Annotated in this window: 18 protein-coding genes; 11 read left to right on the top strand and 7 right to left on the bottom strand. The window is 69.4% G+C overall.

The window, feature by feature from the left end; genetic code table 11:
• Nucleotides 1-45: 45 nt before the first annotated feature.
• A complete protein-coding gene (locus tag EV655_RS01715; RefSeq protein WP_132540829.1) occupies nt 46-249 on the bottom strand; it encodes a YgaP family membrane protein in 204 nt (67 codons plus the stop codon).
• A gap of 285 nt (nt 250-534) precedes the next feature.
• On the opposite strand from EV655_RS01715, the gene EV655_RS01710 reads away from it, so the two are divergent.
• Together EV655_RS01710 and EV655_RS01705 are read left to right on the top strand one after the other, a co-directional pair.
• Entirely contained in the window at nt 535-2,019 is a 1,485-nt protein-coding gene (locus tag EV655_RS01710; RefSeq protein WP_132540826.1) for a SulP family inorganic anion transporter, read from the top strand.
• Between the two features lie 13 nt (nt 2,020-2,032).
• Complete coding sequence (locus EV655_RS01705; protein WP_132540823.1) at nt 2,033-2,887, top strand: universal stress protein; 855 nt, start codon at nt 2,033-2,035, stop codon at nt 2,885-2,887.
• A 6-nt stretch (nt 2,888-2,893) separates the two neighbouring features.
• Here EV655_RS01705 and EV655_RS01700 read toward each other — a convergent pair whose 3' ends face one another.
• From EV655_RS01700 to EV655_RS01680, 5 genes are read right to left on the bottom strand one after another with little or no spacing between them, the layout of a single operon-like run.
• On the bottom strand, nt 2,894-3,652 hold the full coding sequence (locus EV655_RS01700; protein WP_132540820.1) for an SDR family oxidoreductase: 759 nt from the start codon (nt 3,650-3,652) through the stop codon (nt 2,894-2,896).
• Nucleotides 3,639-4,574, bottom strand: a complete 936-nt coding sequence (kce, locus tag EV655_RS01695) for a 3,5-dioxohexanoate:acetyl-CoA acetone transferase (RefSeq protein WP_132540817.1) — start codon at nt 4,572-4,574, stop codon at nt 3,639-3,641. The genes EV655_RS01700 and kce overlap by 14 nt, the downstream gene beginning before the upstream one ends.
• 30 nt (nt 4,575-4,604) lie before the next feature.
• The gene (locus EV655_RS01690; protein ID WP_132540814.1) at nt 4,605-5,543 is read right to left on the bottom strand and encodes a 3-hydroxyacyl-CoA dehydrogenase; all 939 of its coding nucleotides are present in this window, start codon (nt 5,541-5,543) and stop codon (nt 4,605-4,607) included.
• Nucleotides 5,540-6,319, bottom strand: coding sequence for an SDR family oxidoreductase (locus EV655_RS01685; RefSeq protein WP_132540811.1), 780 nt, complete (start codon nt 6,317-6,319; stop codon nt 5,540-5,542). The genes EV655_RS01690 and EV655_RS01685 overlap by 4 nt, the downstream gene beginning before the upstream one ends.
• The gene (locus EV655_RS01680; RefSeq protein WP_132540808.1) at nt 6,316-7,017 is read right to left on the bottom strand and encodes a GntR family transcriptional regulator; all 702 of its coding nucleotides are present in this window, start codon (nt 7,015-7,017) and stop codon (nt 6,316-6,318) included. The genes EV655_RS01685 and EV655_RS01680 overlap by 4 nt, the downstream gene beginning before the upstream one ends.
• A 147-nt stretch (nt 7,018-7,164) precedes the next feature.
• Between EV655_RS01680 and EV655_RS01675 the strand changes: the two genes are divergently transcribed.
• The 9 genes from EV655_RS01675 to EV655_RS01635 all read left to right on the top strand — a co-directional run bounded on the left by EV655_RS01675 (nt 7,165) and on the right by EV655_RS01635 (nt 18,001).
• On the top strand, nt 7,165-8,196 hold the full coding sequence (locus EV655_RS01675; protein WP_132540805.1) for a TRAP transporter substrate-binding protein: 1,032 nt from the start codon (nt 7,165-7,167) through the stop codon (nt 8,194-8,196).
• A gap of 7 nt (nt 8,197-8,203) precedes the next feature.
• The gene (locus tag EV655_RS01670; RefSeq protein ID WP_132540802.1) at nt 8,204-8,794 is read left to right on the top strand and encodes a TRAP transporter small permease subunit; all 591 of its coding nucleotides are present in this window, start codon (nt 8,204-8,206) and stop codon (nt 8,792-8,794) included.
• Nucleotides 8,787-10,130 (top strand): TRAP transporter large permease, encoded by a 1,344-nt coding sequence (locus tag EV655_RS01665; protein WP_132540799.1) that lies wholly within the window; start codon nt 8,787-8,789, stop codon nt 10,128-10,130. The genes EV655_RS01670 and EV655_RS01665 overlap by 8 nt, the downstream gene beginning before the upstream one ends.
• A gap of 9 nt (nt 10,131-10,139) precedes the next feature.
• On the top strand, nt 10,140-10,895 hold the full coding sequence (locus EV655_RS01660) for an SDR family NAD(P)-dependent oxidoreductase (protein WP_132540796.1): 756 nt from the start codon (nt 10,140-10,142) through the stop codon (nt 10,893-10,895).
• Between the two features lie 27 nt (nt 10,896-10,922).
• Nucleotides 10,923-12,188, top strand: a complete 1,266-nt coding sequence (locus EV655_RS01655; protein WP_132540793.1) for a hydroxymethylglutaryl-CoA reductase, degradative — start codon at nt 10,923-10,925, stop codon at nt 12,186-12,188.
• Between the two features lie 152 nt (nt 12,189-12,340).
• A complete protein-coding gene (locus tag EV655_RS01650) occupies nt 12,341-14,326 on the top strand; it encodes an FAD-dependent oxidoreductase (protein WP_132540790.1) in 1,986 nt (661 codons plus the stop codon).
• 13 nt (nt 14,327-14,339) lie between these two features.
• On the top strand, nt 14,340-16,187 hold the full coding sequence (locus tag EV655_RS01645; RefSeq protein WP_132540787.1) for a [FeFe] hydrogenase, group A: 1,848 nt from the start codon (nt 14,340-14,342) through the stop codon (nt 16,185-16,187).
• A gap of 38 nt (nt 16,188-16,225) precedes the next feature.
• Nucleotides 16,226-17,215, top strand: a complete 990-nt coding sequence (locus EV655_RS01640) for a PhnD/SsuA/transferrin family substrate-binding protein (protein WP_132540784.1) — start codon at nt 16,226-16,228, stop codon at nt 17,213-17,215.
• Between the two features lie 9 nt (nt 17,216-17,224).
• On the top strand, nt 17,225-18,001 hold the full coding sequence (locus EV655_RS01635; RefSeq protein ID WP_132540781.1) for an ABC transporter permease: 777 nt from the start codon (nt 17,225-17,227) through the stop codon (nt 17,999-18,001).
• A 174-nt stretch (nt 18,002-18,175) separates the two neighbouring features.
• Here the strand turns inward: EV655_RS01635 and EV655_RS01630 are convergent, their stop codons facing one another.
• The gene (locus EV655_RS01630; RefSeq protein WP_132540778.1) at nt 18,176-19,000 is read right to left on the bottom strand and encodes a phosphodiesterase; all 825 of its coding nucleotides are present in this window, start codon (nt 18,998-19,000) and stop codon (nt 18,176-18,178) included.
• Nucleotides 19,001-19,044: the final 44 nt, after the last annotated feature.

Here is a 19,044-nt window from a genome sequence, read left to right as displayed (position 1 = left end):
GGCCGGGGACACCCCGCCCGATGCGGACGAGGTGCCGCAGCGGACCTAGTCGAAGGCGGTTCCCGGTCTGATGCCCAGCTTCTTGAAGACGATGGCCGCGGGGCAGAACCCGGTGACCGAGCTTTGCATCATGTTCACGCCCACGAAGGCGGTGAAAAGATACCACCAGGGCGACACAAAGGTGCCAAGGGCCAGCGACAAGAGGATCATGCAGCCTGCGAACATCATCACGGCGCGGTCGAGCGTCATCGGGATCTCCTTTCCGGGGAATCGGGCCGCGTCGGCCCCATCGCCGAGAGGATAGGACGGGCGATATACAAATTCAAGAAATTGAATGTCATCGTGCAACCGCCCTCGTCAAGTCTGCGCGATATTGCCGGTTTGTCTTTTGGGCAAAGTCCTGTATCTCGGCGCCGACCCTCCCGGGCCCGGCGTTTTGCCGGGTGCTGCCGTTCCGGGCCAGTTTTCCGGACCAAACACACTCCAGACCGTCCGGCACCACCGGGTGCAGCGGCGTCCGCCAGGGAATTGACCATGAAAGCACTCTACGCCTATCGCGACCAGTGGACCGGCAACGTTCGCGGCGACATCTTGGCGGGTCTCGTGGTGGCGCTGGCGCTGATCCCCGAGGCGATCGCGTTCTCGATCATCGCGGGCGTCGACCCCAAGGTGGGGCTTTACGCGTCCTTCTCGATTGCCGTGATCGTGGCGATCACCGGCGGGAGGCCCGGCATGATCTCGGCCGCGACGGCGGCGACCGCGGTGCTGATGGTGACGCTGGTCAAGGAGCACGGGCTGCAATACCTGCTGGCCGCGACGGTGCTGGCGGGGCTGATCCAGATCGGCGCGGGGCTGGCGCGGCTCGGCCACCTGATGCGCTTCGTCTCGCGGTCTGTCATCACCGGGTTCGTCAACGCGCTGGCGATCCTGATCTTCCTGGCGCAGGTGCCCGAACTCGTCGGCGTGACCTGGGTAACCTATGTCATGGTCGCGGCGGGGCTGGCGATCATCTACCTCTTCCCGCTGCTGACGACCGCCGTGCCCTCGCCGCTGGTCACCATCGTCGTGCTGACGGCGCTAACGATGGCGCTGGGGCTCGACGTGCGCACCGTGTCGGACATGGGCGCGCTGCCCGACACGCTGCCGGTGTTCCTGATCCCCGACATTCCCCTGACTCTGGAAACGCTGCAGATCATCCTGCCCTATTCCATCGGCGTGGCCGCCGTGGGCCTCTTGGAAAGCCTGATGACCCAGACCATCGTCGACGACCTGACCGACACGCCCAGCGACCGGAACCAGGAATGCATCGGGCAGGGGATCGCCAACACTGCGACGGGCTTCATCGGCGGCATGGCGGGCTGCGCGATGATCGGCCAGTCGATCATCAACGTGAAATCGGGCGGTCGCGGGCGGCTCTCGACCTTCACCGCGGGGGCGATGCTGCTGTTCCTGATCGTGGTGCTGGGCGATCTGGTGGGGCGCATCCCGATGCCGGCGCTGGTGGCGATCATGATCATGGTGTCCATCGGGACCTTCTCGTGGTCCTCGCTGAAGAACCTGCGCGATCATCCCCGGTCGTCCTCTATCGTGATGCTGGCGACGGTGTTCTTCGTGGTCTACACCCACAATCTGGCGATCGGGGTGCTGGTCGGCGTGCTGCTCTCGGGCATCTTCTTCGCGGGCAAGATCGCGCAGCTGTTCCGCGTGACGTCCACCATTTCCCCCGACGGGCGCGAGCGGACCTATGTGGTCGAAGGGCAGCTTTTCTTCGCCTCGACCGAGGCGTTCATGAAGGCCTTCGACTTCAAGGAGGCGCTGGAGCGGGTCACCATCGACGTCAGCCGCGCGCATATCTGGGACGTCTCGTCCGTTGCGGCGCTGGACATGGCCGTGCTCAAGTTCCGCCGCGAAGGCGCGCGGGTCGAGATCGTGGGTATGAACGCGGCCTCGGAAACGCTGGTGGACAAGCTGGCCGTCCACGACAAGCCTGGCGCTATGGATGCGCTGACGGGGCATTGAGGGGAGACGAGAGATGACCGCAATCCTGATGGCGCTGGTCGACGGATCGGCCTATTCCGAAAGCGTCTGCCACCATGCCGCCTGGATCGCGAAACGCACCGGCGCGCAGGTCAAGCTCTACCACGTGCTCGACCCCCGCCGCGCGCCCGGCCAGCGCGACCTGTCGGGCTCGATCCGGCTGGGGGCGCGGTCGAACCTGCTGGAAAAGCTCTCGGCGCTCGACGAACAGCACGCGAAACTGGCCCAGGCACAGGGCCGCGCGATCCTCGAGGATGCCCGTGCCCTGATCGAGGCCGACGGCGTGGCGGATGTCATCACGCGGCTGCGCCATGACGATATCGTGGCGACCGTCGAGGCCAAGGAAGGCGTGGCCGACATGATCCTGATCGGCAAGCGCGGCGAGGCGGCCGGGCCGGACAGCCCGCATCTGGGCTCGAACTTCGAACGGATCGTGCGCGCCAGCCACAAGCCGGTCTTCGTCGCGAACCGCGCCTTCCGCCCGATCCATCGCGTGCTGATCGCCTATGATGGCGGCGTCTCGTCGATGAAGGCGGTCGACTATGTCGCGCGCGACCCGCTCTTCGCCGGGCTCAGGGTCGTGGTGGCGACGGCCGGGGCCGAAACCGCCGAGATGCGCCGCGCGCTCGACAACGCGCGCGCCACGCTGAACGCGGGCGGCCACGAGGCCGAGGCGCGCGTGCTCAAGGGCCAGCCGGAAAAGGCGCTGGGCGACCTGGTCCAGTCCGACGACATCGACCTTCTGGTGATGGGCGCCTATGGCCATTCGCGCATCCGGACGCTGGTGATCGGCTCGACCACCACCAACATGATCCGCACCTGCAAGTGCCCCGTCGTGCTGATGCGCTGAGGCCGGTCAGCGCCCGCCCGAAACCGGCACGACCGCACCCGTGACGTAGGAGGCGGCCGGCGACAGCAGCCAGCGCACCGTCTCGGCCACCTCGTCGGGGCGGCCGGTCCGGCCCAGCGGCACCTCGGCGGCCTTTTTCGCCAAGCGGTCGGCCAGCCCGGCAGCAGCGTGGATGTCGGTGTCGATCAGGCCCGGCGCGACGGCGTTGACGCGGATGCCCTCGGGCCCGGCCTCGCGGGCAAGGCCCACGGTCAGGGTGTCGATGGCGCCCTTGCTCGCGGCGTAATGCAGCCATTCGCCGCCACCCCCGATGACCGCCGCGCGGCTCGACATCAGGACGATGGCGCCGCCCGCACCGCCCCGCGCCGTGGACATGCAACGCACCGCCGCCTGCGCGGCGAGGAACGTGCCGGTGACGTTAACCGCCAGGACGCGCGCCAGCACGTCCGGGTCGAGATCGGCCAACCGGCCGTGCGGGCCGGTGATCCCGGCATTGGCGAAGAGGCCCGACGGCCTGCCGAACCGCGCGATGCAGGTCTCGAACAGCGCCGCGACGGCGGCCGGGTCGGCGGCGTCGCCCTGCACGGCCACCGCCTGCCCGCCCGCCGATGCGATCTCGTCGCAGAGCCGGTCGGCGGCCTCGGTGTCGGAGGCATAGGAGAACGCCACCTTGTGCCCGAGCCGGGCCAGCAGCCGCACCGTCGCCGCACCGATGCCGCGGCTGCCGCCTGTGACGACGACGGGGCCGGGCTCAGAACCCGACATCCGACCCGCCCTTCAGCGCCAGCATCTGCCGCGCCTCGTCGGGGGTGGCGACCTCGAGACTCAGCCCTCCGAGGATCTCGCGCACGCGCCGAACCTGCTGCGCGTTGTCCTCGGCCAGTGTCTTCGGCGCGATCCAGAGCGAATCTTCCAGCCCGACGCGCACGTTGCCGCCCTGGGCCGCGGCGATGGAGGCCACCTGCATCTGGCTGCGCCCGGCGCCCAGCACCGACCAGACGTAATCGTCGCCGAACAGCCGGTCGGCGGTGCGCTTCATGTGGGCCACGTCCTCGGGGTGGGCGCCGATGCCGCCCAGGATGCCGAACACCGTCTGCACCAGGAACGGCGCCTGCACGAGGCCGCGGTCGACGAAATGGGCGAGGTTGTAGAGGTGGCTGGTGTCGTAGCACTCGAACTCGAACCGGGTGCCGTTCGCGCCGCAGGTCTTCAGGATGTGCTCGATATCCTTGTAGGTGTTGCGGAACACCAGATCGCGGCTGTTCTCCAGATGCGCCCGCTCCCAGTCATGCGCGAAGGTCTGGAACCGGTCGAGCATGGGAAACAGCCCGAAATTCATCGACCCCATGTTCAGCGAGGCGACCTCGGGTTTCAGCTCTGCCGCGGGGCGCAGGCGTTCCTCGACGCTCATGTGCGGGCTGCCGCCGGTGGTCAGGTTGATGACGGCGCCGGTGGCCTGCTTGATGCGCGGCAGGAAGGCGCGGAAGGCATCCGGGTCCTGGGTCGGGCGGCCGTCCTGCGGGTCGCGGGCGTGCAGGTGCAGGATGGTGGCGCCGGCCTCGGCCGCGCCGATCGCCTGGGCGGCGATCTCGTCGGGGGTCGCGGGCAGGTGCGGCGACATCGAGGGGGTGTGGATCGCGCCGGTGACGGCGCAACTGACGATGATCTTGCGGCTGGTGCGGGCCATGGCGGTCCTTTCCGGTGGATACGAGTCGATCTAGTCGTCGAGCCGGCGCAGATGGCGCAGCAGCGCGACAAGCCGCCGGTCGCGCCAGCCCTGCCGACCCGCCAGCCCGTCCAGAGGCAACCGGCCACGCCGCGCCGTGTCGATCCGGTCGAGCACCGGCCCGTTCCAGTCGGCCTCGTGGCGCTGTCCCTCGGCGATGCGGCGGAACATCGGGCCATAGCGCGTCACGTAGTCGCGCACGCCGCCTGGCGCGTTCAGGTCGATCGTCTCGAACGGCCCCATCAGCGCCCAGCGCGGTGCCAGGCCCTCGCGGATGCCGAGGTCGATATCGTCAGGTTCGGCAAAACCCTCGTCGACGAGGCGGAACGCCTCTTGCAGCAGGGCGCCCTGCATGCGGTTCATGATGAACCCGTCGATCTCGCGCCGCATCGGAATCGGCGCTTGGCCGATTTCCTGCATCAGCGCCGCGCACCGGTCGACGGTCTCGGCTTCGGTCCAGGGGGCAGGCACGATCTCGACCGCGCGGATCAGGCTGGGCGGGTTGATCGGATGCGCGACCAGGCAGCGATGCCGCCCTTGCAGATGTTCGGTGAAGGCCGAGGGCAACAGGGCTGACGTGGAACTGGCGAGGATCGCGTCGGGCGGGGCGTGGCGGTCCAGCGCGGAAAAGACCTCGCGCTTGATCTCAAGCTGTTCGGGGACGTTTTCCTGGACGTGGCAGACCCCGTCGAGGGCAGCCTCGAGCGTGGGGGCGACCTCGATCCGGGCCAGAACCTCGCCGGGGTGCAGGTCGCCCAGCATGTCCGCGTCGGCAAGGTCGTCCAGCAACGGGGGGATCGTCGACAGGGCCTGCCGCGCAACCCCGGCTGTTTCGTCGTAGAGCCGCACCGACCGGCCGCCTCGGGCAAAGCACACCGCCCAGGCCCGTCCGATCAGGCCGCTGCCGATGATGGCGACCGGGGCTTTCATAGCGCCTCCACATTGCCGCAGACGCTGAGCGCCTGACCCGAGATGTTCGCCCCGCCGGGCGAGGCGAGAAACAGGCACATCGCGGCGATGTCCTCTGGCCCGACCATCCGGCGCAGCGAGACCTTTTCCAGATAGCGCGTCTCGGTTTCGGCGTAGGACAGGCCCAGTTGCTCGGCCCGGGCGGCGATCACGCGCTCGATCCGCGCGCCGCGAACGATGCCGGGCAGGATGGCGTTGGCGCGCACACCCTGCGGCCCAAGCTCGGCGGCCAGGCTTTTCGCCAGCCCCACCACGCCCCATTTCGAGGCGGCGTAGGGCGTGCGGAACGCGTAGCCCAGCCGCCCCGCGACCGATGAGATCGCTATGAAGCTGCCGCGCGAGGCCACCAGGTCCGGCGCGGCGAAACGGGCCGCCAGGTAGACCCCGCGCAGGTTGGTGTCGAGCGTGGCGTCCCAGTCCTCGGCGGCGACATCCCCGACGCCGCTGGTCGGTCCGGCGATCCCGGCATTGGCCACGACCACGTCCAGACCGCCCAGTTCTGCCCGCGCCTCGGTGAACAGGCGGTGCGTGTCCTCCTCGCTGCCGGCATCGGCGCGGGTGGCGCCCATGCCGGCGGCCGCCGCGGCGGCAAGCGCCGCGTCGCCGACGTCCGAGACATGCACGCGCGCACCGGCCTCGACGAAACCGCGGGCGATCTCGGCGCCGATCCCCGCGCCGCCCGCGGTGACCAGAACGCGCAGCCCGGGTCGGGGCCGCAGGCTGTCAACAATACTCATCCGGTCTCTCCCTTGCGTTCCGTCAGCGTCTTGCGGATGTCCGTGGCCGCCTCGCCGATATCGGCGAGGATCGCGGCGCGCAGTCCCGGCCCGTCGCCCCGGTTCAGCGCGGCGAGCACCGCGTCGTGATGCGCCATCGAGACCGCCATGTGCGCCCGGTCCGGCACGCAGGCGCGGATCGACGGCCCGACGATCATCCACAGCCGCCGGATCATCTCGGTCAACAGCGGCCAGCCCGACGCGGCATAGATCGCGTCGTGGAACTGCGCGTTGCGGTGCAGGTAGTCGTCGATCCCGCCGCGCTCGGCCGCCTCGGCCAGCGCGTGGTGCAGGCGGGTGATCGTGGCGAGGGCATCGGGGGTAGCCAGACCCGCGGCGCGTTCGGCCGCCATGCCTTCGAGGTCCAGCCGGATCGCCGTCACCTCGTCGAACGCGTCGGCCGTCATCAGGCGCACCCTCAGCGTGCGGCTGGAGGTCAGTTCCAGCGCACCCTCGGCGGTCAGCCGGGTCAGCGCCTCGCGCACGGGCATCGCGCTGACGCCCAGTTCCTGCGCCAGGCTGCGGCTGGACAGGATCTCGCCCGGCTTGAACACCCCGGTCGTCAGGTTGTGCCGAAGCCTTTCATAAACCTGCTGCTGAAGGCTTTCGCGCCGAAGCGGCTGGCCGAACTGGGGGGCGCGGTCGGGGGTGTTGAGCATTTCCTGTTGCGCCACGGTATTCTTGCGTTATCTTTGATCTGCGATCGCAGTTTGGCGGCGACCCGCTCCGGTGTCAAGCCGAAGCCATCCGCCACCGGGCTGCGGCACGGCTCCTCGGGAGGGGGTCAGGAAAAGGGAGGATCAGATTTGACTTGCAAGGCGCTTCTCGGCGCAGCCGCGATCATTGCGGCGGGCGTTCAGGTTCAGGCGGAAACCCTGGATGTGGCCAGCACGTTCCCCAAGAACATGCCGTTCCTCGGCGAAGGGGCCGAGGTGCTGGCGAAGAATATCGAGATCGCGACCGGCGGCGAGGTCACGCTGCGCGTGCACGGCGCGGGCGACCTTGTTCCGGCGCTCGAGGTGCTGACCTCGGTCAGTTCCGGCGCGATCCCGGCGGGCTGGGATTTCATCGGCTACTGGGGCGGCACGATCCCGGTCGCCTCGCTGGCGGGTGCGATGCCCTTCGGCCCGTCGCCCGATCTCTTCGTCGGCTGGATGTGGGAAGGCGGCGGGCTGGAGATCGTCCAGAAGGCCTATGACCCGCTGGGCGTCAAGCTGTTGCCCTGCCACGTCACAGCGCCCGAGCCGGGCGGCTGGTTCAACAAGGAAATCAACACCGTCGCCGATCTCGAAGGGCTCAAGATGCGGATCTCGGGCATGGGCGGCAAGGTGCTGAACAAGCTCGGCGCTTCGACCCAGCTCTTGCCCGCGGGCGAACTGTACGTGGCGCTGGAACGCGGCCGGATCGACGCGACCGAGTTCTCGCTGCCGGTGGTGGACAAGTCGCTGGGCTTTGCCGAAATCGCCAAATACTATTACTTCCCCGGCTGGCACCAGCCCGCAAGCTGGAACTCGCTGATTGTCAACATGGATGTCTGGAACGGCTTCGGTGAAGAGGTTCAGAACCAGATCCTGACCGCCTGCAAGGCGACCGTGGCCTGGTCGATGGCAGCGGCCCCCGAACCCCAGGGCGCCGTGATCGAGGAGTTCCGCGCCATGGGGGTCGAGACCAAGCGCTTCCCCGACGAGGTGCTGGCCGCGCTGCGTGCCGCCTCGAAGGAGGTGCTGGAGGAAGAGGCCGCCAAGGACCCGCTTTTCGCCGAGGCCTATGCCTCGATCCAGGACTACCTCTCCAAGGCGCAGGACTGGACCAGCCTGCAAACCATCCCGTCCGAGTGACCCGGGCATGTCGCTTCCGTCGAGGATGGAGCGCACCGGCCGCGTGCTGATGCAGATCGGCGCGTGGCCGGGCCGGGCGGCGGCCTGGCTGCTGCTGCCGTTGCTGGCGCTGGTTCTGCTGGCGGTGATCGGCGCGCAGTTCCGCCTGAGTACGCTGGCCGAATGGCAGGCCGACCTGCCCCTTTTCGGCCGGTCGCTTACCATGTCGGGGCTGGCGGAACTTCAATGGCACCTGATGGCGGTGATGGTGATGCCGGGCCTTGCCTTTGCGCTGGCCGAGGATCGCCATGTCCGCGTGGACCTGCTGTATTCCGCCTTCGGGCGGCGCGGAAAGGCGGGGGTGAACCTCTTGGGCGACCTGCTGTTCCTCTTGCCCTTCTGCGCGGTGATCGGCTGGCTCAGCCTCGGTTTCGTGGAATTCGCGTGGAAGACGGGCGAACAGTCCGACTATGGCGGACTTGCCGACCGCTATCTGGTCAAGGCGCTGATGCCGATCGGCTTCGTTTTCCTTGCGCTCGCGGCGCTGGGCCGGGTCCTGCTGGAGACGGCCCGCCTGCTGGGCGCCGAGGATTCGGTGCCGGAGACCTGGAATGGGTGACTACCTGATGCCCCTGATGATGGTGCTCGCGCTGATGGCGGGCGTCTTCTCGGGCTATCCGGTGGCCTTCGTGCTGGCGGGTATCGGGGTTCTGTTCACCTTCATCGCCGACATCCCGCCGGTCTTCCTGAACACGATCGTCTCGCGGATCTTCACCGGCACGCTGACCAACTGGCTGCTGATGGCGGTGCCGCTGTTCGTGTTCATGGGGCTGATGCTGGAAAAGTCCGACATCGCCCGCAACCTGCTGCTGTCGCTGGAACGGATGTTCGCCCGCCGCCCCGGCGGGCTGGCGCTGTCGGTGACCATCGTGGGCGTGGTGATGGCCGCCAGCACCGGGATCGTGGGGGCCTCGGTGGTGATGCTGGGGCTGATGGCGCTGCCGGTGATGATGAAGCAGAATTATTCGAAATCGCTGGCAGCTGGAACGATCTGTTCGGCGGGAACGCTGGGCATCCTGATCCCGCCCTCGATCATGCTGGTGCTGATGGGCGACATCCTGCAGGTGTCGATCGGCGGTCTGTTCATGGGCGCCGCGATCCCTGGGCTGATGCTGGGCGGGCTTTATGCGCTGTACATCCTGATCGTCGCCTGGCGGAACCCCGCGCTGGCCCCGCCGCGTGACACGACGGACGACGATGCGGGCTGGGCGATGGCGGCCTCTCTGCTGAAGCAACTCGTGGCGCCTGCGCTGCTGATCCTCGGCGTGCTGGGCTCGATCGTGGCGGGGGTGGCGACGCCGACCGAGGCCGCGGGCATCGGCGCCGCGGGGGCCACGCTGCTGGCCGCCGCGACGGGGCAGCTGACCTGGGCCAACCTCGTGGGGTGTGTGCGCGACACGGCGCTGACCACGGCGATGATCCTGGGCGTGGCGATCGGCGCGACCGTCTTCAGCGCGATCTTCAAGCGGGTGGGCGGCGACTACATGATCGAGGATGCGGTAATGGCGCTGGCCTCGGGGCCCTACCAGACACTGTTCCTGATCATGGCGCTGATCTTCGTGCTGGGCTTCTTCCTCGAATGGATCGAGATCAGCTATGTGGTGCTGCCGCTTTTCGCGCCGATCATCGCCGGGCTGGATTTCGGGTTCGAGAATTCCGGTATCACGCTGTTGTGGTTCGCGATCCTTGTGGCGGTGAACCTGCAGACCAGTTTCCTGACACCACCCTTCGGCTATGCGCTGTTCTACCTGCGGGGCATTGCGCCCCGGGGTGTCACGATCCGGCACATCTATGCCGGGATCATCCCCTTCGTGCTGCTGCAACTGCTGGGCCTCGCGCTTTGCATCGCGTTTCCGGGGATCGTGCTGTGGCTGCCAGGCATCACGGTGAACTGAGGGGGCACGATGTTCGATCTTCAGGGGCGGCGCGTTCTCGTCACCGGCGGCACCAGCGGCATCGGGCTGGCCATCGCGCGCGCGTTCCTTAAGGCTGGCGCGCGGGCGGTCGTCACCGGCCGGTCGGCCGAGACGGGCGAAACCGCCGAGGCCGCACTGGCGGAGCATGGCGTGGTGCGATTCATGCAGGGCGACGTGGCATCCGAGGCTGATTGCGCCCGCGTGACCGAAGGGGCGGCCGAGGCGATGGGCGGCATCGACGTGCTGGTTTGCGCCGCCGGGCTCAACCGCCGGATGCGGCCCGAGACGGTGACGCTGGCCGACTGGGACGCAGTGGTGGATGCCAGCCTGAAGGGCACCTTCCTGATGGCGCGGGCCTGTTACCCCCACCTGGCCCGCGGCGGCGACGGGCGGATCGTGACGCTGGGCTCGATGATGTCGGTGCTGGCCAACGACATGACCGCGCCCTACGCCGCGGCCAAGGGCGGCGTGGTGCAACTGACCCGCAGCCTGGCGGTCGCCTGGGCGGGCGAGGGCATCAAGGCCAACTGCATCCTGCCCGGCTGGATCGACACCCGCCTGACCCGGCAGGCCCGCCGCGACATGCCCGATCTCGACGCGCGCGTGCGCGCCCGTACCCCGGCCGGCGACTGGGGCCGGCCCGAGGACGTGGCGGGCACCGCGCTGTTCCTGGCTACGCCGGCCGCGCGTTTCGTCACCGGGGCGGCGATCCCGGTGGATGGCGGCTATCTGATCCGGGGCTGAGATCCCCGCCGAACCGGAGACTGCACCATGACCGACCCGACCTCCCGCCTGCCCGGTTTCGGCGCCCTGACCCGCGCGGACCGCCTGCGCCTGCTGGACGAGGCAACGGGCCTTGCGCTGTCGGACAAGCTGGCCGAGACCGGCCCCGTCGAGGGCGCGCTGGTCGAACGGCTGATCGAGAACGCGGTCGGCGTGATGCCGGTGCCGCTGGGGGTCGCCACCAACATGCGCGTCGACGGGCGCGACGTGCTGGTGCCGATGGCGACCGAGGAAAGCTCGGTCATCGCCGCCGTGGGCAACGCCGCGAAACGCTGCCGGGGCACGGGGGGCTTCTTCACCTCCTATTCCGGTTCGCTGACGATTGCGCAGATCCAGATCGTCGGGCTGGCCGACCCGCAGGCCGCGCGGCTGATGGTGCTGGAGCGGTTCGACGACCTCGCCGCGCTTTGCGCCGAGATCGACCCGATGCTGCACAAGCTGGGCGGCGGCCTCTGCGAAGTGGAAGCGCGGGTGCTGGACGCGCCGTCGGGGCCGATGCTGGTGGTGCACCTGGTGGTCGACACGCGCGACGCGATGGGCGCGAACACGGTCAATTCCATGGCCGAAGCCGCGGGCCCCAGGATCGCCGAGTGGACCGGCGGCCGGGCGCTGTTCCGGATCCTGTCGAACCTGGCCGACCGCCGCGTGGCACGCGCACGTGCCACCTGGCCCGCGGCCGAGATCGGCGGGCCGGACGTGGTCGAGGCGATGTGCCTCGGCGCCGAGTTCGCCGCCGTCGACCCCTACCGCGCGACCACCCACAACAAGGGCATCATGAACGGCGTCTCGGCCGTGGTACTGGCCACCGGCAACGACACCCGCGCGATCGAGGCCGGCGCGCATGCCTATGCCGCGCGCTCGGGCCGCTATACCGCCCTGTCGCGCTGGGAAAAGACGGCGGCGGGCGACCTGGCGGGCAGCATCGAACTGCCGCTGTCGCTGGGCCTTGTCGGGGGCGCGACGCGGGTCCACCCGGTCGCGCAGGCGTCTCTGGCGCTGCTGGGGGTGGACTCGGCCGGGGCGCTGGCGCGGATCGTCGCCGCGGTCGGGCTGGCGCAGAATTTCGGCGCGCTTCGGGCGCTGGCGACCGAGGGTATCCAGAGCGGCCACATGGCGCTGCACGCGCAGAACGTCGCCATCGCCGCCGGGGCGGTGGGTGACGAGATCGAGCGCGTGGCCCGCCAGTTGCGCGACCGCAGGCAGGTCCGCCAGGACGTAGCCGAAGAGGTACTCGCGCATCTGCGCGGGCGCTGACGTCGCAAGCCTGCCGCGCCGTTCTGCCGCGCGACCGCGCATCGCGGCGGTTCTTGCGCTGGATCATTGTCCGGCGTGACACCAGCCGCGACCCTTGCGCAGCCGCAGACCCGGTGCCCGCCGCCGGATCGGGCGCAAGGAACGAGGCCAGGATGACACATGTGGCATACGGGGTCTGGGACGGGATCGTCTATGATCGGCAGACGCCACCCGACCACACCGGGGCGCCCGATTACGACCTGAAGAACTTCGACGAGTTCGACGCGGGCAACCCGATCCGCGCCTTCTTTGGCGACCGCGGCTTTTTCGTGTTCGACGAGACGGTCAGCTTGGTGGACTCGCTCTACCACTACATGGCAAAGGCGGCCGAGCAGTCCTGCGGCGTCTGCACCCCCTGCCGGATGGGCACGGTTCTGGTGCGCGATGCGCTGGACGGCATGCGGCGGGGGCTGGCCCCCTCGCTCGACCTCGACCGGATCGAGATGCTGGGCGAGCAGATGCGCCAGACATCGCTTTGCGGCCTCGGGCAGACCTGCGCGGTCGCGCTGCTGGACGCGCTGCACCATTTCCGCGGCCGCATCGAGGCCGAGACCGCGCCCGGACGACCCGTTCCGGCGCAGCACGGCATGGCCTATGTCACCGCGCCCTGCATCGAGGCATGCCCGTCCAAGGTGAACGTGCCGCGCTACATCGATTACATCCGCGACGGCAAGCCCGAGAACAGCCTGGGCGTGCTGCTCCAGCAATACCCGATGGCCGCCACCTGCGGTCGGGTCTGCGTGCGCTATTGCGAACAGGCCTGCCGGCGCAAGTTCGTGGACGAGGCGGTCGGCATCAAGACGCTGAAACGCTATGTCGCCGACCAGCAAAGCGGCCCGCACGCGCTGAAATTCACCCGCGACATGATCCGCAAGCCGCTGGCCGACGGCATGAAGGTGGCGGTGGTGGGCGCGGGCCCGGCGGGCATCGCCTGCGCCTATCACCTGCTGCTGGGTGGCTATCATGTCGATGTCTTCGAGAAATCGCACCAGGCGGGCGGCATGGCGCAGATCGGCATCCCCAGCTACCGCCTGCCCAAGGACACGCTGGCGATGGAGACCGAGATCATCGCCGATCTGGGCGGGCGGTTCCTGTTCGGCCAGCAACTGGGGCGGGATTTCAGCATCGACGACCTGTTCGCCCGGGGCTACAAGGCGGTCTTTCTCGGGCTTGGCTGCCAGGCGGGGTCGCGGCTGGGCATCGCGGGCGAGGATGCCGGGCTGCGGGGCTATTTCAGCGGCATCGACTTCCTGCTGAAGGTGCATGACCATGTCGACGGCATCGCGCCGCTCGCGCTGTCGGGCGAGGTGGTGGTGGTCGGCGGCGGCAATGTCGCGATGGATTGCGTCCGCTCGGCGTTGCGGCTGGGTGCGGATCAGGTGCATGTCGTCTATCGCCGCACCCGCGAGGACATGCCCGCCGATGCCGAAGAGATCGAGGCCGCCGAAGCCGAGGGCATCCGGTTCCTTACCCTCACCAACCCGACCCGCATCCTGACCGAAAACGGGCGGGTCACCGGCGTCGAACTGGTGCGCATGGACCAGACCGACCCCGACGAGAGTGGCCGGCGCAAGGTGCGCCCGGTTGCGGGCAGCGAACATGTCCTCCCCTGCGATCATGTGATCGCCGCGATCGGACAGCAGGTCGAGGATGGCGCGCTGGTCCAGGGCGACGGCGTCGCGCTCGACCGCTGGAACTGCGTGGCGGCCGACGACACGCTGGCCACCTCGCGGCCGGGGGTCTTTGCCGGGGGCGACTGCACCACCGGGCCTTCGACGCTGATCTATGCCATGGCCGCCGGGCAGAACGCCGCGCGCAACATCGACGACTGGATCCAGCGTGGCTCGGTCCGGTTCTTCAAGCGGGCGCGGATGCGCAAGCTGATCGCCGACAACCGGTTTCTCGCCAACGATGTGGTGGAAACCCCGGTGCGCAATGCGTATCGCGTGCACAACCCCGAACTCGACCCCGAGTTGCGCAAGCACATGTTCGAGGAGGTGGAGCAGACCATCAGCGCTCGCGCGGCCTATGCCGAGGCGCAACGCTGCATGCGCTGCTACCGCGTCTATTCCGTCGTCACCCGCCATTCGATCCCCTAGCGAGGGCCCGACCATGTGCACCCCCGACCCCGCCCGCGATCCCGCCGAGGCCACGATCGCCCTGATCCTGAACGGCACGGACTGCCGCGGTTTCCCGAACGAGACGATCCTGGCCTGCGCGCGGCGGCACGACATCTACGTTCCGACGCTCTGCGAACTGGACGATATCGACCACACGCCCGGCACCTGCCGCGTCTGCCTTGTCGAGATCGTGCAGGCGGGCCGGGACGAGGCGCAGATCGTCACCGCCTGCAACACCCCCGTCCGCGAGGGGATGGAGGTGCGGACCCGGTCCCGGAAGGCGCGCGAGATGCAGCGGTTGCAGGTCGAACTGCTGATGGCCGACCACCTTCAGGACTGCGCCACCTGCATCCGCCACGGCGATTGCGAACTGCAGGATCTGGCGCAGTTCGTCGGGCTGACGGAAAACCGCTTCTTCGACCGCGCCCGGACCGAAGCGCGGCCCATCGACCTGACCTCGCCCGCGATGGTGCGCGACATGCGCCGCTGCGTGCGCTGCCAGCGCTGCGTCGCGATCTGCCGCCACCACCAGCAGGTCGACGCGCTGGCGATGGAGGGCACCGGGCTTGACCGGGTGGTGGCGCTGCGCGATGCCGACGATTACCCCTCGTCCGCCTGCGTGTCCTGCGGGCAATGCGTGCTGGTCTGCCCCACCGGCGCGCTGGGCGAACGCGACGAGACCGACCTTGCGCTGGACTACATCTGCGACCCGGACATCGTGACGGTGGTGCAGTTCGCCCCCGCCGTCCGTGTCGCCTTCGGCGAGGAATTCGGCATGCCCGCGGGCACCAATGTCGAGGGCCAGATCGTTGCCGCCTGCCGCAAGATCGGCATCGACGTGGTGCTCGACACCAATTTCGCTGCCGACGTGGTGATCATGGAGGAAGGCACCGAACTGCTGTCGCGGCTGAAGGAGCGCAGGCGGCCCACCTTTACCTCGTGCTGCCCGGCCTGGATCAACTTCGCCGAAATCCACTATCCCGAGATACTGCCGTTCCTGTCCTCCACCCGGTCGCCGCAGCAGGTGCTGTCGACGGTGGCCAAGACTTACCTGCCCGAAAAGCTGGGCGTGGACCCCGCCCGCATCCGCGTGATCTCGATCATGCCCTGCGTCGCCAAGAAGGACGAGGCGGCGCGCCCGCAACTGACCCGTGACGGCTTGCCCGACACCGACGTGGTGCTGACCACCCGCGAATTCGCCCGCCTTCTGCGGCGCGAGGGGATCGACCTCAAGCACCTGGCGCCCTCGGCCTTCGACAGCCCGTGGATGGCCGAGTATTCCGGCGCGGGCGCGATCTTCGGCACCACCGGCGGCGTGATGGAGGCTGCGCTGCGCACGATCTATGCCATTGTCAACGGCCGCGAACTTGACCGCATCGAGCTGACCCAGTTGCGCGGATTCGAGGGTGTGCGCGAGGCCCGGGTCGATCTGGGCGGTGCGGTGGGCGAGGTCAGTGTCGCGATGGTCCACGGGCTGGGCGGCACCCGCGCGCTGGTCGAAAAGGTGCTGGCGGGCGAGGCCGACTACGACTTCATCGAGGTGATGGCCTGCCCCGGCGGCTGCGTCGACGGGGGTGGCTCGCTCCGGTCCAAGCAGGCCTACCTGCCGTTGGCGCTGAAACGGCGCGAGACGATCTACAACGTCGACCGCGCCGCGAAGGTGCGCCAGTCCCACAACAACCCGCAGGTTCAGGCGCTCTATCGCGACTTTCTCGGCGAACCGAATTCCGCGACCGCGCACCACCTTCTACACACCAGCTACGAGGACCGGCAGCGCGCACTGACCCACACCGTCAAGGAGATCTGGGACGACATCACCGCAAGCATGATGCTGTACTAGTCACGGATGCCGCCGCCGCGCCCCCGAGGAGACCCGCCATGACCCGTGTTCCGACAGCACCGCTTGACCGGCGCGGCGTTCTGTGCGGTCTTGCTGCGCTGTCGGCCGCGGGGCTGGCCAAGGCCGGGGCAGAGCCGCTGACCCTGTGGGGGATGCCCGCGACGCCCTCGGCGGTGTTCGCCCGCGCCGCCGCTTCGGACCGGATGCAGGCCGCCGCCCCGGGCGCGCGGTTCGATGTCTGGAACAGCACCGATCAGTTGCGCGCCGGGATCGCCTCGGGCGCGTTCCGTCTGTTCGCGTCCTCGACCTATGCCGCCGCCAATTTCTTCAACCGCGGCGGCGGTACGCGGATGGTCAACGTCGTCTCCTGGGGCGTGCTCTACGTGATGGCGCGGGACGAGGGCATCACGGCGGTCGAGGATCTGGCGGGCCGGCGCGTCCTTCTGTCGAACAAGAACGAGGCGCCGGACCTGCTGTTCCGCATGGTGCTGGGCTGGGCCGGGCTGGACCCCGACCGCGACGTGACGCTCGACTATGTCGGATCGCCCGGCGAGGCGGTGCCGGTGTTCCTGTCCGGCCGGGGTGATGTCGCGGTGATGCACGAACCGGCCGCCACCGCGGCGCTGATGCGCGCGGCGCAGGCCGGGGTTCCGCTGTTCCGGGCGCTTGACGTGACCACGCTTTACGGTGCCCATACCGGCCGCGGACCGCGTATTCCGCAGGTGGGGCTGGCAGTCAGCGAAGCGTTTCTGGACGCCGCGCCCGACATTGTCGCCGCCGCCCATGCGGCCTGTGTCGAGGCGGGCGCCTGGGCGGGTGCCCATCCCGGCGCGGCCGGGGCGGCGACGGGTCCGCTGCTGGGGCTTTCGGCCGAGGTGGTTGCCCGCTCGCTGCCCTTCGTGCGGCTCGACGTGACCACGGCGCGTGCGGCGCGGGCCGATATCGAGACCTATTTCGGCCACCTGATGGCGCTGGCCCCGGGGATCGTCGGCAACCGGCTGCCCGATGCCGGGTTCTACTGGGGCTGAGGCGAACCCGTGGCGCGCACATCCCCCCGGGTATCGCGGCTGTGGAGCCTGTCGGGCATCGCCCTGCTGCTGCTTCTGTGGGAAGCGGGACACCGCGCCTACGGTCCGCTGGTCCTGCCCGGGCTCGACGATACCGCGGTGGCGCTCTGGCGGATGCTTCGCGAGGGGGCTGTCGGCCCGGAACTTGCCCGGACGGCCGGCCATGCCGGGCTTGGCTGGGTCGCCGGCGCGCTGGCGGGGATCGCCGCGGGCACCCTTGCAGGGCTGCGCCAGGACGCGCAGCGCGCGCTCCAGCCGGTCGCGGTCGTGTTGCTGGGCATCCCCGCGATCGCCTGGGTGGTGCTGGCGATCCTGTGGTTCGGCGGGTATTGGGCGGTTGTCTTCACAGTTGCCGTGGCCACCGGCCCGCTGGTTTTCGCCGCCGCCGTCTCGGGCGTGCAAAGCCTTGATGGCGGGCTGATCCGTATGGCGCGGGTGTTCCGCGTGCCGCTTGCCGTGCGGATCGTCCACATGCACGTGCCGAACATGCTGGTCCATGTCTTCCCCGCGCTTGCCGCGACGCTGGCGATGTCGTGGAAGGTGGCGGTGATGGCGGAACTGCTGGCCGGGGCGGGCGGCATCGGCGACGGGCTGGCGACCGCGCGCGCCCATGTCGATACGGCGGCGATGATGGCCTGGGTCATGGTGGTGGTGGGTGTGCTGATCGTGGTCGATCTGGCGCTGATCCAGCCGCTGCAGCGGCGCGCGTTTCCCTGGCGGGACGACGGCCGGGGCGCGGCACCATGAGCGGGCCCCTGCCACGGGTTCGGGGGATGGGGTCGCCCATGACGTGCTGGCCGGATCGGTCACCGCGCTGGCGGGGTCATCGGGCTGCGGCAAGAGCGCCTTGTTCTCTGCGGTGGGAGGGGGATTTCCCATCGGATAGCTTGGATCGCTGGCCGCCGTGGCGGGCGGCTGCGGTCAGCCCGGCTGGGACTGCCCCGGATAGTCGGGATCGAGGACGAAGGGGAACGGCCCCGGCGCGGTCTCGACATAGGCCTGGTGGGTGACCAGCGCGCCCCCGTGCCAGACATGCAGCAGGAAGGCCGGGGGTTCCATCGCAAAGGCGGGCGGGCCGTCCTCGGTCAGGTCCAGCACGACCTGGTGTGCGACCGAGGGCGCGACCATCGCCAGCGTGCCCGCCCAGCGCGCCTGGATCGGGCGATGATGGTGGCCGGCCAGCACCCGTTCCACCTGGGGGTGGGCGGCGACGATGCGGGCGAATTCCGCGGCCCCCTCGGCCAGCGCGATCCGGTCCATGTGGCGGATGCCGCATGCAAAGGGCGGGTGGTGCAGGAAGATCAGCGTCGGCGCGTCGGGTCGTTCGGACAGGGCGGCGTCGAGTGCCGCCAGCCGGCCGGCGCACAGCGCCCCGTGCGAGGCGCCAGGCACCAGCGTGTCGAGCCCGATCAGCCGCAGGGGTCCCGCGTCGTGGACAAAGCCCGCGAAGCCCCGCCCGTCGGCGGCACCGGGAAAGGCGGCCAGCAGTCCCTCGCGCCGGTCGTGGTTGCCGGGCACCATCAGCACCGGCATCGGCAGTTGGGCCAGCAGCCGGTGCAGCAGCGCGTATTCCTCGGCCAGCCCGCAATCGGTCAGATCGCCGGTGATCACCACCACGTCCGGCGCCGGCGTCAGCGCGCGCAGCGCGGCGATGGCGCGGGCGGCCAGCATGTTGGTCTCGGCCACCCGGTAGGCGGGCTTGCCCTCGGGGCGCAGGTGCAGGTCGGTGATCTGGGCGACGATCATGGTCTGTCCTTTGGTAGGGGGCGGCCCCGCGCCGGGCGGGGCCG

Origin of the sequence: Rhodovulum euryhalinum (assembly GCF_004342445.1) — a bacterium.
In the GTDB taxonomy this organism is placed as follows: domain Bacteria; phylum Pseudomonadota; class Alphaproteobacteria; order Rhodobacterales; family Rhodobacteraceae; genus Rhodovulum; species Rhodovulum euryhalinum.
The sequence above is the reverse complement of the archived record's forward strand: the minus strand, read 5'-3'. Positions and strand labels throughout refer to the sequence as shown.